Raw genomic sequence first — 16,607 nt, forward strand, 5'->3', positions numbered from 1 at the left:
GGGCCGCCCCCTAGGGCTGTCCGGGGGCGGCCCCGTGGGCCGGTCGGCCCCAGTACGCGGGACGCTCAGGCGCTCCACGTCCAGTCCGCGACCTCGGGCATGTCGGTGCCGTGCTCGCGGATCCAGGCGTGGTGGTGGGTGCGCGCGTCGGCCATCCGCTGGCGTACGGCGGCGGCGCGGACGCCGAGGCCGGGTACGCGGTCGATGACGTCCATGACCAGCCGGTAGCGGTCCATGTCGTTGCGCACGACCATGTCGAACGGCGTGGTCGTGGTGCCCATCTCCTTGTAGCCGCGGACGTGCAGGTGGGCGTGCCCGCTGCGGCGGTAGGCGAGGCGATGGATGAGCCACGGGTAGCCGTGGTACGCGAAGATCACCGGCTTGCCGGTGGTGAACAGCCCGTCGTACTCGAAGTCGCTCATGCCGTGCGGGTGTTCCTCGCGCGGCAGCAGCCGGGTCATGTCGACGACGTTGACGACCCGGACGCCGAGGCCGGGCAGATGGCGCCTTAGCAGGTCGGCGGCGGCCAGCACTTCCAGGGTGGGCACGTCGCCCGCGCAGGCGAGGACGACGTCGGGCTCCCGCTCGCCGTTGACGGTGCCGGCCCACTCCCAGATCCCGGCGCCGCGGGCGCAGTGTGCGCGGGCCTCTTCCATGGACAGCCAGTCGAAGCAGGGCTGCTTGCCGGCGACGATCACGTTGACGTAGTCGCGGCTGCGCAGGGCGTGATCGGCCACGGAGAGCAGGGTGTTGGCGTCCGGCGGCAGATAGACGCGGACGACCTCGGGGCTCTTGTTGAGGATGTGGTCGACGAAGCCGGGGTCCTGGTGCGAGAAGCCGTTGTGGTCCTGGCGCCAGACGTGCGAGGTGAGCAGGTAGTTGAGCGAGGCGATCGGGGCGCGCCACGCCAACTCCCTCGATGTCTTCAGCCACTTGATGTGCTGGTTGACCATCGAGTCGACGATGTGCACGAACGCCTCGTAGCAGGAGAACAGGCCGTGCCGTCCGGTGAGCAGATAGCCCTCCAGCCAGCCCTGGCAGAGGTGTTCGGAGAGGATCTCCATGACCCGGCCGTGCCGGTCGAGGTGTTCGTCCACCGCGAGGCTCCCGGCCTGCCAGGCCTTGCCGCTGGCCTCGAAGACCGCACCGAGCCGGTTGGAGGCGGTCTCGTCGGGTCCGACGAGGCGGAAGTCTCGGCGGGCGGAGGTCTCCTTCATGATCTCTGCGAGGAGGTCGCCGAGGACCCGGGTCGGCTCGTGCAGGGTCGCACCCGGCTTGTCGACGGGGACGGCGAACCGGTCGAGCGAGGGAACCGGCAGGTCCCGCACGAGCAGACCTCCGTTGGCGTGCGGGGTCGCGCCCAGCCGCCTGGAGCCCTCGGGGACGCAGGCGAGGACGTCCGCGGTGGGCCGGCCGTCGGCGTCGAACAGCTCCTCGGGCCGGTACGAGCGCAGCCACTCCTCCAACTGCCGCAGGTGTTCGGGGTTTTCGCGTACGGCGGCGAGCGGCACCTGATGGGCGCGCCACGTGCCCTCGACGGGTTCGCCGTCGACCACGGCGGGCCCGGTCCAGCCCTTCGGTGTGCGCAGCACGATGACCGGCCAGTGCACGCGCTCGCTCACGCCTTCCTGGCGGGCGGTGCGCTGCATCAGGGCGATCCGGTCGAGGGCGTCGTCGAGGGCGGCGGCCATGGCGCGGTGGACTTCGAGGGGGTCGTCGCCGGTGACGTGGATCGGCTCGTGGCCGTAGCCGCGCAGGAGTTCGTCGAGTTCGTGCTCCGGGATGCGGGAGAGGACCGTCGGGTTGGCGATCTTGTAGCCGTTGAGGTGCAGGATCGGGAGCACGGCTCCGTCGTGGACGGGGTCGAGGAACTTGTTGGAGTGCCAGGACGCGGCGAGCGGTCCCGTCTCCGCCTCGCCGTCGCCGATCACGCACGCGACCAGCAGGTCCGGGTTGTCGAACGCGGCGCCGTAGGCGTGCGCCAGCGAATAGCCCAGCTCACCGCCCTCGTGGATCGAGCCCGGGGTCTCCGGCGCGACATGGCTGGGCACCCCGCCGGGGAACGAGAACTGGTGGAAGAGCCGCTCCATGCCCTCCCCGTCCCGGGTCACGTCCGGGTAGGTCTCGCTGTAGCTGCCCTCCAGCCATGAGTTCGCGAGCACCGAGGGGCCGCCGTGGCCGGGTCCCCACACGCACAGCGCGTCGATCCCGCGGGCCTTGATCACCCGGTTGAGGTGGGTGTGCACCAGGTTGAGGCCGGGCGAGGTGCCCCAGTGGCCGAGCAGCCTGGGCTTGATGTGCGCGGGCTTCAGGGGTTCCGTGAGCAGGGGGTTGGCGAGCAGATAGATCTGGCCCGCGGCAAGGTAGTTGGCGGCCCGCCAGTGGGCGTCCAAGGTGCGCAGCTCGGTGTCGGTCAGTACGGTGCTGTTCGGGTGTTCGACCTTGGGCATGAGGGACTCCGTGAGTCTCGTAAGTCTCTGTCAGTTCATCGAACGGAAGTGGGCGGCATGGCCGGCAAGGACGCGGCGGCACTGCCGCGCAAGGTGTACGAGCGGGAACTGCTGCGCCTGCAGACGGAGTTGGTGAAGCTCCAGGAGTGGGTGCGGGCCGAGGGCGCCCGGCTCGTCGTGGTGTTCGAGGGCCGGGACGCGGCCGGCAAGGGCGGCACGATCAAGCGGGTCGCCGAGCACCTCAACCCGCGTGTCGCGCGCATCGCCGCGCTGCCCAAGCCGACCGAGCGCGAGCGCACCCAGTGGTACTTCCAGCGGTACGTCGAGCATCTGCCCGCCGCCGGGGAGATCGTGCTGTTCGACCGTAGCTGGTACAACCGCGCCGGTGTCGAGCATGTGATGGGCTTCTGCACCAAGGAGGAGCACCAGATCTTCCTCCGGCAGTGCCCCATCTTCGAGCGGATGCTCGTGGAGGACGGGATCCTGCTGCGCAAGTACTGGTTCTCGGTGAGCGACGCCGAGCAGCAGGAGCGCTTCCGGCGCCGTCTGAAGGACCCGACCCGGCGCTGGAAGCTGTCGCCGATGGACCTGGAGTCGATCACCCGCTGGGAGGCGTACTCCCGGGCGAAGGACGAGATGCTCGTGCACACGGACATCTCCGAGGCGCCGTGGTTCGTCGTGGAGAGCGACGACAAGCGCCGGGCCCGACTGAACACCATCGCCCATCTGCTCGACTCGGTGCCGTACCGCGAGGTGCCGCCGCCGGTACTGAAGCTGCCGGACCGGCCGCCGTCGACCGGCTATCAGCGCCCGCCGCGCGATCTGCAGACCTACGTTCCCGATCACGCGGCGAGCCTCTGAGCCGAGCCCGTCCCCGCACCCCGGCCGGGCGTCGACGACGGGCTCACCGGCCACGGCGCTCACGCGTGATGCGGTACGACGGCGACCGGGCAGGCGGAGTGGTGCAGCAGCGCGTGGGCGACCCGGCCGAGTTGGAGCCCGAAGTGGCCCTCGCGGCGCAGGGCCCCGACGACGAGCAGATCGGCGTCGGCCGCGGCGTCGAGCAGCACCGTGCGGGCGGGGCCCTCCGCGGTGCGCCGGCGCAGCTCCACCGACGGATGGTCGACCGCGGCGTCGCGCAGCGCGGTCTCCAGGATCTCCACGGCCCGCTCCTCGTGGAGCCGGGCGGGTTCCCCGGCCATCTGGGGATGGTCGGTGCTCTCGTGTGCGGGGCAGCGCCAGGCCCGTACGGCCTCCAGGGCGGCCCCCCGCACCTGTGCCTCCCGGAAGGCGAAGCGCACGGCGGCGGAGCTGTGCGGCTCCTCGCCGATGCCCAGCACGATCCGCCCGTGGGTGCCCCGCCCGGCCTGGTTGTCGTGGCCCCCGCGCAGCACGATCACCGGGCAGTGGGCGCGGGCGGCGACCGCCAGGCTCACCGAGCCGAGGAGCAGCTCGGCGATGCCGCTGCGGCCGCGCGAGCCCAGCACCAGCGCGGTGGCGCTGTGCGCCTCGCGCAGCAGGGCGGGGACCGGCTCCTCGGGCAGCACCTCGGTGGAGACCTTCAGGTTCGCGTCGCGGCGGTGGGCCCGCTGGGCGGCGGCCTCGACGATGTCGTCGGCGAGCACCTGCTCCGAGGAGCGGCCGAGGCCCTGGGCGAGCGAGGCACCTTCGTACCGCTCCCACAGCGAGGCGTACACCAGCCGCAGCGGGAGCCCGTACAGGGCGGCCTCGTCCACCGCCCAGTCGACGGCGCGCAGGCTGGGCTCGCTGCCGTCGACACCCACGGCGTAGGGCAGTTCCACGGCCGTCACCTTCCTTCGCGGAAGTCGGAGCCGAAGTCGAACACGATGCGGGCCTTGACCTCGCCGCGCAGCACCTCGTCGATCGACTCGTTGACGGAGGCGAGCGGCCGCGACTCGCGGACGACCTTGGTACGGCCCGCCGCGTGCAGTTGGAAGACCTCCGCGAGGTCCTGCCGGGTGCCGACGATGGAGCCGATCACGGAGGTACCGCCCAGCACGGTGTCGAAGATCGGGACCTGGATGGTGCCGTGCGCGGGCAGGGCGACCATGACGAGCTTCCCGCCGCGCCGCAGCCCGGAGTGGACGGCGGCGAACGCGGCCTCGTTCACGGCGAGCGCGATGGCGGCGTGCGCCCCGCCGTGCTGCTTCAGCACCGCGCCCACGTCTTCCTTGCGGGCGTCGATGATGATGTCGGCGCCCAGTTCGGCGGCGAGGGCGAGCTTCTCGTCGGTGACGTCGATGGCCGCCACGGTGGCCCCGGCGATCTTCGCGTACTGCAGCGCCAGGTGACCGAGACCGCCGACGCCGGAGATCGCGACGAGCTGGGTGGGCCGGACGCCGGCGACCTTGAGCGCCTTGTAGGTGGTGACGCCCGCGCAGGTCAGCGGCGCCGCGTCGAGCGGGTCGACGCCGTCGGGCACCGGCTGGGCGAAGTCGGCCCAGGCGAGCATCTTCTCGGCGTACCCGCCGTCGCAGCCGTACCCGGTGTTGATCTGCTGCTCGCACAGCGTCTCCCAGCCGGACAGGCAGTGCTCGCAGCGTCCGCAGGCCTTGCCCAGCCAGGGCACGGCGACGCGCTGTCCGACGGCGAGGTGGGTGACACCGTCGCCGAGCTGCTCGACGATGCCGACACCCTCGTGGCCGGGGACGAACGGCGGGCTCGGCTTGACCGGCCAGTCGCCGTGCGCGGCGTGGATGTCGGTGTGGCACAGCCCGGAGGCCTCCAGCCGGACGCGGACCTGGCCGGGGCCGGGCTCCGGGTCGGGGCGCTCCTCGATGACCAGGGGCTCACCGAATGCTCGGACGACTGCTGCCTTCATGGTCTGTCTTCTCCTCTGTGTGCCGGGGCTCAGTCGTGCGGGACGACGGCGACGGGGGCGGTGGCGTGGTGCAGTACGCCGTGAGTGACGGGCCCGACGGGGGTGCCGAGCGCCGTGCGGCGCAGCCGGCGGCCGACGACGACCAGGGAGGCGTCGACGGAGGCGTCCGCCAGGAAGTTGGCGGCCCGGCCGGGCCGGGACTCCTCGGTGACCTCGACGGAGGGGTACTTCTGCCGCCAGGGGGCGAGTACGTCGGTCAGGGCGGCCGACTGCTGCCGGGCCAGCTCGGCGTGCAGGTCGAGGTCCGCGGACATGCCGTAGGTGTAGTAGGGCGGGAGGTTCCATCCGTACACCGCGCGCAGTGCGGTCGCACGGCGGGCGGCGGCCTCGAAGGCGAACGCGGTCACGGTCTCGTCGGGGCTGTCGATGTCGATCCCGAGGACGACGGGCCGGTAGCGGGTGGCCGCGGACGGAATCCCCGCCGGGTCCATGACGTGCTCGTCGGCGGCCTGCTCACCGGCCCGGACGAAGACGACGGGGCGCTCGGCGCGGGCCACGACGGCGTGGCCGACGGAGCCGACCAGGAAGCCGGCGAGACCGCTCAGGCCCCGGGAGCCGAGGACGAGCAGTTCCGCGTCCTTCGCCGCGTCGATCAGCATGTCGCTCGGGCGGCCGCTGAGCCGCTCCACGGCGACCTCGAGACCGGGATGCCGCAGCCTGAGACCTTCGGCGGCCTCGCGGGGCACCCGGTCGGTCCACTGCTGCCGCGTCTCGACGCCGAGCAGCGGAGCCTGGGCCATGGGTTCGGGTACGGCCTCCCAGACCTGGACCAGCTTCAGCGGCAGGGCGCGGAGCATGGCCTCCCGAGCCCCCCATTCGGCGGCGGCCCGGCTTTCCGGCGAACCGTCGAGACCTGCGATGACGGTGCGAGACATGATGCCTACCTCCTGGTCAGGGGTGCTGATTCCAGACTCGGGGCAGTGGCGATGATCCGGCAGGGGCCGCTGGTCCTCCTGAGGGGCCAACCGGCCCTGTGTTCGCCTGAACGTGGCCGGACGCGGTTGCGCGAGGCCCGGTGCGAGACCCCGCGCAGCCCTCCCGCTCTCCATGGAACCGAGCCGCGGCGCACCCGGACGGCCCGGCCGGGCCCGCGATCGCCGAGCCTCGGCAGTGTCCACCGTGGCAGCCCCTGAAGCAGACCGCAGGATGCCGAACGTCCGTTTTCCCGAGCCGAACGGCCCTGGACGAGGGCCAGTTGGGGCAGTGCCGCGTGCACACGAGGAGCACGCCGCCCTGGGGCCCGGTCGGCCCCTCGCGATCCTGCGCACGCTCGTAGATCCTGGTCTCCCGACCCGTGATCCGGGCGGCGGACGGCGAGAGGAGAGCCATGGCCTTGCGCGCGGGCGGGCACGCCTCGCCATGGCGGCGCCTGACGCCCGGGCTGGTCGCACTGGCCGGCTACCGCCGCGCCTGGCTGCGCGGCGACCTGCTCGCCGGGGTCACCGTGGCCGCGTATCTCGTCCCGCAGGTCATGGCCTACGCGGGCGTGGCCGGGCTGCCGCCGGTCGCCGGGCTGTGGGCGATCCTGCCCGCGCTCGTCCTCTACGCCGTGCTCGGCTCGTCCCGGCTGCTGTCGGTGGGCCCCGAGTCCACGACCGCGCTGATGACGGCCACCGTGGTGGGTCCGCTCGCCGCCGGAGACCCGGAACGGTATGCCGTCCTGGCGGCGGCCCTCGCCGTCGCCGTCGGACTGCTGTGCGTGGCGGCGTGGGCGGCCCGGCTCGGCTTTCTCGCGGACCTGCTCTCGCGTCCCGTACTGGTCGGCTACCTGGCAGGCGTCGCGCTGATCATGATGGTCGACCAGCTGCCCCGGCTGACCGGCGTGCACACGACCGGAGCGGAGTTCTTCCCGCAGCTGTGGTCCTTCCTGCGGCACCTGCCGGACGTCCACCCCGCGACCGTCGTCCTCGCCGCGGCCGCGCTGGCCTTCCTGTTCATCGTGCCCCGATTCTTCCGTGCCGTGCCCGGACCGCTGCTCGCGGTCGTGCTCGGTACGGCGGCGGTGGTGGCCTTCGACCTCGACGGGCGGCACGGCATCCAGGTGATCGGCGACGTCCCCTCGGGGCTGCCCGGTTTCGCCCTTCCCGACCTGGGCGAGCTGCCGCGGCTGCTGCTCCCCGCCCTGGGCGTCCTCATCGTCGCCTACACCGACTTCATCCTCACCGCACGGGCCTTCACCGGCCGCCCCGGCGAGGGCGCCCGGCTCGACGCCAACCAGGAGTTCCTCGCCCTGGGCGCCGCCAACCTGGGCGCGGGCGTGCTGCACGGCTTCCCGGTGAGCAGCAGTGCCAGCCGGACCGCGCTGGCCTCGTCGGCGGGGGCCCGCAGCCAGGCGTACTCGCTGGTCGCCTGCGCCGCCGTCCTCGCGGTCCTGCTCTTTCTCAGCCCGCTGCTGTCCCGCACCCCGTCGGCGGTGCTGGGCGCGCTCGTCGTGTACGCCGCGGTCCGCATGATCGACCTGGCCGGCTTCCGCCGCCTCGCCGCGTTCCGCCGCCGCGAACTCCTGCTCGCCTTCGGCTGCCTGGCCGGGGTACTGGTCCTGGACATCCTCTACGGCGTCCTGGTGGCCGTCGGCCTGTCGGTGGCCGAGCTGCTGGCGCGGGTGGCCCGCCCGCACGACGCTGTGGAGGGGCTGGTCCCCGGGGTGGCCGGCATGCACGACGTCGACGACTACCCGCGAGCGCGCACCATCCCGGGCCTGCTCGTCTACCGCTACGACTCGCCGCTCTTCTTCGCCAACGCCGAGGACTTCCGGCGCCGCGCGCTGGCCGCCGTGGACGAACAGACCGACCGCGTCCGCTGGTTCGTCCTCAACACCGAGGCCAATGTGGAGGTCGACATCACGGCCCTGGACGCGGTCGAGTCGCTCCGCGCCGAACTGGCCCGACGCGGCGTCGTGTTCGCCTTCGCCCGCGTCAAGCAGGAACTGCAGGAGGACCTCGACGCCTACGGCCTGACGCGGTCGGTCGGGGACGACCTGATCTTCCCGACGCTGCCGACGGCCGTGGCGGCGTACCGCCGATGGGTCGCGTCGAACCGGTCGTAAAATGAGGAAAGCGGACACATAGGCGCGGCCGCTGTTTGGCGTGCTCCGGAGGACCTTCGGCCCTCCGCCCCGCCGCCCCGGCGGCCGTCCGGCCGGTGTGCGGGGCCGGGTGGCCCCTGGCGGGTGACGGCCGTCGGGCACACGCTGGAAGTGGCAGGTCCGTACTAGCGAAGAGGGCCGTCATGAACACTTCGCCCAGTTCCACGATGTTGCACGTGCTGTCGGCCGACGGCCGCGACCGCCTGATGCGGCTCGCCCGGGAGGTGTCGTTCCCCCAGGGGGCGCGCATCTTCGAGGAGGGCCGGTCGGCCGACCGGTTCTGGATCATCCGCACCGGCACGGTGGCCCTCGACATGCACGTCCCCGGACGCCGGGCGGCCGTCATCGACACGCTCGGACACAACGAACTCCTCGGCTGGTCCTGGCTGTTCGACCCGCACACCTGGCATCTCGGCGCCGAGGCGACGAGCCCGGTGCGCGCCTACGAGTTCGACGCCGCCGCCGTGCGCGCGCTGTGCCACGAGGACCCCGCGCTGGGCATGCAGGTGTCCCAGTGGGTGGGCGACGTTCTCGCCCAGCGGCTGCGGGCGGCGCGAACCAAGCTGCTGGACCTGTACGCCCCGTACGGAAGCGGTGACCCGCGATGACCTCGTCCCCGGACCGAAGCGAAGGAGCCCCCGTGCACGGCACCCCGCACATCGTGAGCGACGTGATGACCCCGACGGTCGCCGCCATCGGACGCGGGGCGCCCTTCAAGGAGATCGTGCGGGTCATGCAGGACTGGAAGGTCAGCGCGCTGCCCGTCCTGGAGGGCGAGGGCCGGGTCGTCGGTGTCGTGTCGGAGGCCGACCTGCTGCCCAAGGAGGAGTTCCGGGACAGCGACCCGGACCGCAGCACACAGCTGAAGCGCCTGGACGATCTCGCCAAGGCCGGCGCAGTGACCGCCGAGGAGCTGATGACGTCCCCGGCCCTCACCGTCCACGCGGGCGCGACCCTCGCGCAGGCAGCCCGGACCATGGCGCACGCCAAGGTCAAGCGGCTCCCGGTCGTCGACGAGCTGGGCATGCTCCAGGGCGTCGTCAGCCGCGGCGACCTCCTCAAGGTGTTCCTGCGCGACGACGAGGAGATCGCCGAGGAGGTCAGCAGGGAGGTCGTGGCGTACCTGTTCCCCTCTCCCGAGTCGAGCGTCCGGGCCGAGGTGAGCGACGGGGTGGTCACGCTCGTCGGGCACACCCGGGACACCTCCCTGGCGGCCGTGGCCGCACGCCTAGTGCGGGCCGTCGAGGGAGTGGTGGACGTGCGGTTCGACCTCACGGGCCCGCACGGCTCGCGGGAGCACGCCCACGCGCCCGCGGACCAACCGCCGTCCGCCACCTGACGTACATTCGGGAGCGAGACGACGTACGCCCGCGAAACCGAGGAACGAGGGTCGTCATGGCCGAGGCACGGATCTTCAGCGCGGAGAACCCCATCCGGGTCTTCCTGGTCGACGACCACGAGGTGGTAAGGCGCGGCCTGACCGATCTGCTGGACGCCGAGCCGGACATCACGGTGATCGGCGACGCGGGCACCGTCGGACACGCCCTGGTGCGCGGCCCGGCGCTGCGGCCGGACGTGGCCGTCCTCGACGTACGGCTGCCGGACGGCAACGGGATCACCGTCTGCCGGGAGCTGCGGGATCAGCTGCCCGAGCTGGTCTGTCTGATGCTGACGTCGTTCGACGACGAGGAAGCGCTGCTCGACGCGATCATGGCCGGAGCCGCCGGTTACGTACTCAAGCAGATCAAGGGCTCCGACCTGGTCGCGGCGGTCCGCACGGTCGCCTCGGGCCAGTCGATGCTGGACCCCGCGACGACCGCCCGGCTGATGCGCTCGCTGCGCACGGAACCCGTCGCGGAGCCGGCCCTCTCCCCCGAGCTGGCGAGCCTGTCGCCCCGCGAACGCGACATCCTCGCGTTGATCGGCGACGGTCTCACCAACCGGGAGATCGGCAAGCGGCTCTATCTCTCCGAGAAGACGGTGAAGAACCACATCTCCCGCCTGCTGGCCAAACTCGGCGTCCAGCGCCGGGTCCAGGCGGCGGTGCTCGCCAGCCAGCTCGACCAGCCGGGCCCCACGGATCACCCGGAGCGCTGAGCCGGACTGGCCCGCCGCCTTCTTCGCGGCCCTATGCCGTACGCCCGGCCACCAGCCACTTCGAGGGCAGCTCGATACGGCTGCCGTCGGCCGTGAACTCCGTGGTGATGAGCGGGAGTTCACCACTCGCCAGGATCGTGAGGCCCGCGGCGCGCACATAGTCGGGGACCGCGTCGTCGGCCACCTCGCCGGGTGCGATGCCGTGCCGGAAGACCGGCGCGAGCTTGGCCGGCGGCCCGTCGGGGCTCTGCGCCAGGCCCTTGAGGACGGGCCCTGCGGCTTCGGCCAGTTCGACGAGGAAGACCCGGCCGCGCTCCCCCGCCAGGGCCGCGAGACCGTTCACCAGCGGCTGCCGGTCGTCCGGCTCGCACTGGTGGAGCACTCCGCGCATGTACACGTTGGCGTCGCCGAGTTCGGCGTGCAGCGTCTCGGCGTCGGTCTTCTCGGCCCCGTCGAACAGCCGGTAGGCGGCCTGGCCCGCCCGGTCGGCGTGGCGGGCGTGGTCCAGCGCGGCGGCCGACAGGTCAGCGCCGACGACGCGCGGAAAGCGGTCGGCGAGGAAGCGGGTCTGTGTTCCGTTGCCGCAGCCGAAGTCGACGAACGGCAGGCCGGGAGCCGTCAAGTGCGGTTCGAACAGGGCGAGATGAACACCGACGGTCAGCGCCGGCTCCGCATCCCAGAAGACCGCCCCCGGTTCCTCGGGGGCCTCGCGCCAGAAGCCCTCCCAGGCCTCCCTGTACCGACTCGTCACGCTCATGCCCGCTCCCCAGGTTGCGCCGGCGGCCCGCCGGACGCGGCAGGCCAGATCGGTCTATCGCGCCCGGGGTGAGGCGACAAGCGGGACGCGCATTCCTTCACGGCTCATTCGACACGCGTACGCCGTTGTGCGCCCCCTGCGTCCCGAGCGCCCCCTTTGTCCCGGGCGCGGCGCGGCCTCAGAGGATGTGACACAGGCTCTCAGCGTCGCGGCAGGCTCAATTCGAACCACACGGTCTTGCCCGCGCTCGTCCGGCTGGTCCCCCACTCGCGGGCGAGCGTGCTCACGACCCGCAGGCCGCGCCCGAACTCGTCGGTGGGCCCGGCGCTGAGCAGGTTCGGCAACGTGTGGTCGCCGTCCGCCACCTCGCACAGCAGAGTGTCGCCACGCACCAGGCGCAGTTCGACCTGCCGGCCGTGCGCATGCCGCAGGGCGTTGGTGACCAGCTCGTCGGCCATCAGCACGGCGTGGTCGGCCACGGCGTTCAGACGCCACTCGTGGAGCTGTTCGCGGACGACCGCGCGGGCCCGGCCCGCCTCGGCCGGGTCGAGCGCGAACCGCCACTCGGCCACGTCCTGCGGCTCGATGCCGTTGAGCCGGGCCATCAGCAGGGCCACGTCGTCCTTGCGGCCGCCGCGGGTGCCCAGGGCGCGGATGATGGTGTCGCAGGCGGCGTCCATGGAGGCGGCCGGGTGGGCGGCGGACTCGCAGAGCGTGGCGAGGCCGACACCGATGTCCTCGCCGCGCACCTCGACCAGGCCGTCGGTGCACATCACCAGGCGGTCGCCGGGTGCCACCTTGATCCGTACGGCCTCGAAGGGCACGCCTCCGACGCCGATCGGCGCGCCGGTGGGCAGGTCGAGCAGATCGCTGTGGCCGTCCTCGGCGCGGACCAGCACGGGAGGGATGTGGCCCGCGTTGGCGAGGTGGAGTTCGCCGCCGATCGGGTCGTAGACCGCGTACAGGCAGGTGGCGAGGTAGTGCTCGCCGAGCCGCTGGGCGAGGTCGTCGAGGTTGCGCAGGAGCTGCGCGGGCGGCAGGTCGAGCGCCGCCATGGTCTGGACGGCGGTGCGCAACTGACCCATCATCGCGGCCGAGTTGAGGCCGTGGCCCATGACGTCGCCGACGACCAGGGCGGTGCGGGAGCCGGGCAGCTTGACGGAGTCGAACCAGTCGCCGCCGACCCGCCCGAGCAGCGTGCCGGGCAGATAGCGGGTGGCGATGTCGCAGCCGGCCATGCGCGGGGCGATGTGCGGCAGCATGCTGTCCTGGAGGGTCTCGGCGACGCTCTCCTGGTAGGTGTACATACGCGCGTTGTCGAGCACGAGCCCTGCGCGGGCGGCGAGTTCGGCGCCGGTGACACGGTCCATGTCGTTGAACTCGACGCGCTCCGGGTGACGCAGCAGGATCATGAATCCGAGCACCACGTTGCGGGCCTTCAGCGGGACGACCAGCATGGAGCGGCCGGTGATGAGAGGGCGGATGTCGCGCTTCTCGAACTGCGCGGCGATCATGTGGCCCATCTGCTCGCTGATGCGCGGCACGAGGACGGGCTCGCCGGTGGTCATGCACTGGAAGAACGGCGTGTGCGCGGGGAAGGGCATGGCCTCGCCGACCGGCACGACGTCGTCCCAGCGGCCGGGCTCGTCGGTGTGCTCCAGGGCGACCCGGTGCCACATGGTGGTCGTGTCGGGCACGCCGTCGGGGAACCCCTCGCCGGCGACGACCTGTTCGCGCAGGTAGGTGCCCGCGACGTCGGTGAAGCGCGGCACGACGGCCCGGCTGACCTCGACGATGGTCCGCGACAGGTCGAGCGAGGTGCCGATACAGCCGCTGACCTCGTTCAGGAATTCCAGGCGCTCGCGTACGGCGACGTACTCGAGGTCCTCGCGCTCGTCGTCCTCCGCCGCCCGGGGCACGGGCACGCCCAGGGCCACCGCCCGGGCCGCCCGTTCGCGGCGGGCCTTGCGCTCGGCGCGCCGCGGCACACCCCAGTCGGGGGTGACGGGAACCCGGTCGTTCTGGCTGAACTCCAGGACGGGATAGCCCAGTTCGAGGACCTGGCCAACGATGCGGGCGCTCTCGCCGACGCTCATGCTGGGCAGGATCTCGGGGAGCCTGCGGGCGAGCTCATCGGCGCCGGGGAAGTCGGTGTGCAGGGCGAAGCCGGGCGCGATGCGCTCCACGGCCGGGTGCTCGACGTCGTCGGCCTCATGGTGCAGCGCGCCCGCGTCGGCGGCCAGCACCAGCAGCCGCTCCTGTCCCGGCCCCACCAGCGGGTACGCCCACCACAGGACGTCCACGCGGCCGGGGCCGTCCACGGTGAGCCGGGCGCGGCCCGCCGCCGGGTAGGAGAGGCGTCCGTCGAGGGAGGACTCCAGGCCGGGGCCGAGTCCGTCGTATGCCGCGTACGACCCGTAGGGGGTCGTGTCCTCGTCGTCGGGGAGCGCTCCGGAGACGGGGAGCAGATCGACGGCGGGGCGGCCCACCGCGTCCTCCCTGGGGGCGCCGAACAGCCGCCTGGCGCCGGTGCTCCAGTGGGAGACGAGACCCTCGCGGTCCACGACGACCACGGCGAGCGGGATACGTCCGGCGGCAGCGTGATCCGCCGCACCGGTCCCGGCGGTCCGGCCGGAAGGTACGCCCGCTTCGGTGCCACGGTCGGTATGACTCTCCATGGCCCAGACCCCTTCTTCCCACGGCTCCGAAGATCTGTGCCGCCGCTACTACCGTACGGCGATGGCCGGTTGCGATGTGTGGCAATACGGGAATTGGACTCCCCAGTAGCCTCCGGCGCGCGCCGCCCGCCTTGATCCGCCGACGGGGCCTGCAGAGCCTGTGTCAGATGCTCTCAGTCCTCGTGCCCGAGTTGCAGATCGCGTTCCGTCCTGCCGCCCCCGGCCATCCGGAGCACGGTGGCCACCGGCGGGTATCCGGCCGCGATGACGGTGTACTCGCCGGAGGACAGGTCGACGAACCGGAACGTTCCGTCGGCGCCGGTGGTGAGCGTGTCCACCACGTTGCCCGCGGCGTCCAGAAGGGTCACGCGGGCGTCCTCGACGGGCCGTCCGCCACCGGCCCGCACGGTGCCGCGCAGCACGGCGCCGCCCGCGAGCTCGACGTCCTGGCGGGTCTCGCGGGCGGCCTGCACGGTGACGGGGAGCGCGGCCGGACGGAACGCCGGGGCGCTGGCCGCGAGGGTGTACTCGCCGGCCACCAACTCCGTGATGACATAGCCCCCTTCGCGCCCGCTGCGGGTGGTGGCGACGACCTCCCCGTGGACGTTGGTGAGCGTCACGGTGGCCTCGCGCACCGGGGCGCCCTCCGCCGTCTGCACGCTCCCGGCCAGGCGCCCGGCGCCACCGAGCACGACGTCCAGCTCGACCGGGCGTTCGCCGACGGTGACCGAGACGGCCTGCGGCTGGTGGCCCCCGGCCGCGGCGATCAGGACGTAGGACCCCGATCCCGGCGTGGACAGCGCGTACCGTCCGTCCTCGCCGCTGCCGCCCCGCCCGATCTGCGCTCCGGCGACGTCGATGAGGGTGAGCGCGGCGCGTGGCACGACGGTCCCGTCGGGGTGCTGCACCGTGCCACAGACGGGGATTCCGGCCGCGTACGACGAACGGGCCCCCGGGATCGGCACGGACGCGGCGGCTTCGGTCACGGTGTCGGCGGCGGGGGTGTGGTGGGACACCAGTGGTTTCTCCTTGAGGAAGAAGGCGATGAGCAGGCCCATGACGAGCACCGGCACGAGGTAGAGGAAGATCCGCGGCATGGCGTCGGCGTAGGCGCCGATGTAGTCGTCGCGCAGCGCGGCGGGCAACGCGCGCACGAGCTGCGGGGTGAGGGACTCGGCGTCCGGGAGACCGCCGCCCGCCCTCGGCGGGAGCCGGTCGGCGAGGGAGTCGGTGAGCCGGCCGGCGAACAGGGTGCCGAAGACGGCGGCGCCGACGCTGCCGCCGATCTGCCGGAAGTAGTTGTTGGCGCTGGTGGCCGTGCCGAGGTCGGCCGGGCGTACGGAGTTCTGCACGGCGAGCACCAGGACCGGCATCACCATGCCGATGCCGGCGCCCAGGACGGCCATCCAGATGCTGTAGTGCAGCCGGGGCGTGTCGACTTCGAGGCGGGACAGGAGCCACATGCCGAGGGCGGAGAGGGCGCCGCCGAGGACCGGGAAGACCTTGTAGCGGCCGGTGTGGCTGATGAGCTGCCCGGAGATGACGGACGCGCCGACGATGCCGCCCATCATGGGGAGCATCAGCAGCCCTGACTCGGTCGCGCTCGCGCCGTCGACCATCTGGAGAAACGTCGGCAGGTAACTGGCGGCGCCGAACAGCGCGATGCCGATCACCAGCCCCACCAGCGCGCTGACGTTGAAGACGCCGTCCCTGAACAGTCGCAGCGGGATGAGGGGTTCGGCCGCGTAGTGCTCGACGACCAGGAAGAGGACCGTCGCGACGAGGGCGCCCGCACCAAGCCCCAGGATGACCCGCGAACGCCACGCGTACTCGGTGCCGCCCCAACTGGTCAGCAGGACCAGACAGGTTGACGCGGTGGCGAGCAGCAGCACACCGAGGACGTCGAGGCGCCCCCGGGCGGCGGGCTTCGGGAGCTTCAGTACGGCGGTGATGACGAGCAGGGTCACCAGGCCGAAGGGCACATTGACGTAGAAGCACCACCGCCACGTGAGGTGGTCGGTGAAGTAGCCGCCGAGGAGCGGTCCCGCGACCGAGGCGAGGCCGAAGGCGGCACCGATCAGACCCATGAAGCGGCCGCGTTCGCGGGGCGGCACGATGTCGGCGATGATCGCCTGCACACCGATCATGAGGCCGCCCGCGCCAACGCCCTGCACCGCACGGAAGGCGATGAGCTCGTCCATGGTGCGCGACCAGCCGGCGAGGGCCGAGCCGATGACGAAGACGGCGATCGCGAACTGGAAGACGCCCTTGCGGCCGAAGAGGTCGCCGAGCTTGCCGTAGACGGGGAGTCCGACGGTGGAGGTGAGCAGATAGGCGGTGATCGCCCAGGACATTCTGTCCAGGCCGTGCAACTCCCCGACGATCTTCGGGAGCGCGGTGGCGACGATCATCTGGTCCAGGGCGGCGAGCAGCAGCGCGAGCATGAGGCCGACGAAGACCAACCGCACCCGGCGCGGGCCGAGTTCGACGGACGCGGATGCGGGCGGAGCGGGGTCCTGCGGGGACGCGACGGCCGGTTCGTCCTGCACCAGAGTGATCCCGCCCACGTACCGCTCCCCTCGTCGCACCTGCTGCACGAATCCCGCATTACGCGACAACTGCGAGTAAGTGCGACGAG

Annotated in this window: 12 protein-coding genes; 5 read left to right on the top strand and 7 right to left on the bottom strand. The window is 72.3% G+C overall.

The window, feature by feature from the left end; all coding sequences use genetic code 11:
* Positions 1-65: 65 nt before the first annotated feature.
* A complete protein-coding gene (locus AB5J56_RS09870) occupies positions 66-2,450 on the bottom strand; it encodes a phosphoketolase (protein WP_369232080.1) in 2,385 nt (794 codons plus the stop codon).
* Between the two features lie 57 nt (positions 2,451-2,507).
* On the opposite strand from AB5J56_RS09870, the gene ppk2 reads away from it, so the two are divergent.
* Positions 2,508-3,311: a polyphosphate kinase 2 gene (gene ppk2, locus AB5J56_RS09875; RefSeq protein WP_369232082.1), complete on the top strand. Its 804-nt coding sequence runs from the start codon at positions 2,508-2,510 to the stop codon at positions 3,309-3,311.
* Between the two features lie 59 nt (positions 3,312-3,370).
* On the opposite strand, the gene AB5J56_RS09880 is transcribed toward ppk2, so the two are convergent.
* Genes AB5J56_RS09880 through AB5J56_RS09890 form a run of 3 tightly spaced genes read right to left on the bottom strand, consistent with a single transcriptional unit; the run spans position 3,371 to position 6,227 of the window.
* Entirely contained in the window at positions 3,371-4,252 is an 882-nt protein-coding gene (locus tag AB5J56_RS09880; RefSeq protein WP_369232084.1) for a universal stress protein, read from the bottom strand.
* Between the two features lie 5 nt (positions 4,253-4,257).
* Entirely contained in the window at positions 4,258-5,292 is a 1,035-nt protein-coding gene (adhP, locus tag AB5J56_RS09885; protein WP_369232086.1) for an alcohol dehydrogenase AdhP, read from the bottom strand.
* A gap of 29 nt (positions 5,293-5,321) precedes the next feature.
* On the bottom strand, positions 5,322-6,227 hold the full coding sequence (locus AB5J56_RS09890) for a universal stress protein (protein ID WP_369232088.1): 906 nt from the start codon (positions 6,225-6,227) through the stop codon (positions 5,322-5,324).
* 452 nt (positions 6,228-6,679) lie between these two features.
* Between AB5J56_RS09890 and AB5J56_RS09895 the strand changes: the two genes are divergently transcribed.
* From AB5J56_RS09895 to AB5J56_RS09910, 4 genes are all read left to right on the top strand, one after another.
* Complete coding sequence (locus tag AB5J56_RS09895) at positions 6,680-8,398, top strand: SulP family inorganic anion transporter (protein ID WP_369232090.1); 1,719 nt, start codon at positions 6,680-6,682, stop codon at positions 8,396-8,398.
* A gap of 182 nt (positions 8,399-8,580) precedes the next feature.
* The gene (locus AB5J56_RS09900) at positions 8,581-9,045 is read left to right on the top strand and encodes a Crp/Fnr family transcriptional regulator (protein ID WP_369232092.1); all 465 of its coding nucleotides are present in this window, start codon (positions 8,581-8,583) and stop codon (positions 9,043-9,045) included.
* A gap of 32 nt (positions 9,046-9,077) precedes the next feature.
* Positions 9,078-9,776, top strand: a complete 699-nt coding sequence (locus tag AB5J56_RS09905) for a CBS domain-containing protein (RefSeq protein WP_369232094.1) — start codon at positions 9,078-9,080, stop codon at positions 9,774-9,776.
* A 56-nt stretch (positions 9,777-9,832) separates the two neighbouring features.
* On the top strand, positions 9,833-10,534 hold the full coding sequence (locus tag AB5J56_RS09910) for a response regulator (RefSeq protein WP_369232095.1): 702 nt from the start codon (positions 9,833-9,835) through the stop codon (positions 10,532-10,534).
* 31 nt (positions 10,535-10,565) lie between these two features.
* Here AB5J56_RS09910 and AB5J56_RS09915 read toward each other — a convergent pair whose 3' ends face one another.
* From AB5J56_RS09915 to AB5J56_RS09925, 3 genes are all read right to left on the bottom strand, one after another.
* A complete protein-coding gene (locus tag AB5J56_RS09915; RefSeq protein ID WP_369232097.1) occupies positions 10,566-11,291 on the bottom strand; it encodes a class I SAM-dependent methyltransferase in 726 nt (241 codons plus the stop codon).
* Positions 11,292-11,491: 200 nt separating this feature from the next.
* Positions 11,492-13,969, bottom strand: coding sequence for a SpoIIE family protein phosphatase (locus tag AB5J56_RS09920; protein WP_369232099.1), 2,478 nt, complete (start codon positions 13,967-13,969; stop codon positions 11,492-11,494).
* Between the two features lie 173 nt (positions 13,970-14,142).
* On the bottom strand, positions 14,143-16,536 hold the full coding sequence (locus AB5J56_RS09925) for an MFS transporter (protein ID WP_369232101.1): 2,394 nt from the start codon (positions 16,534-16,536) through the stop codon (positions 14,143-14,145).
* Between the last annotated feature and the right edge of the window lie 71 nt (positions 16,537-16,607).

The organism is Streptomyces sp. R21, from assembly GCF_041051975.1.
GTDB lineage: Bacteria > Actinomycetota > Actinomycetes > Streptomycetales > Streptomycetaceae > Streptomyces.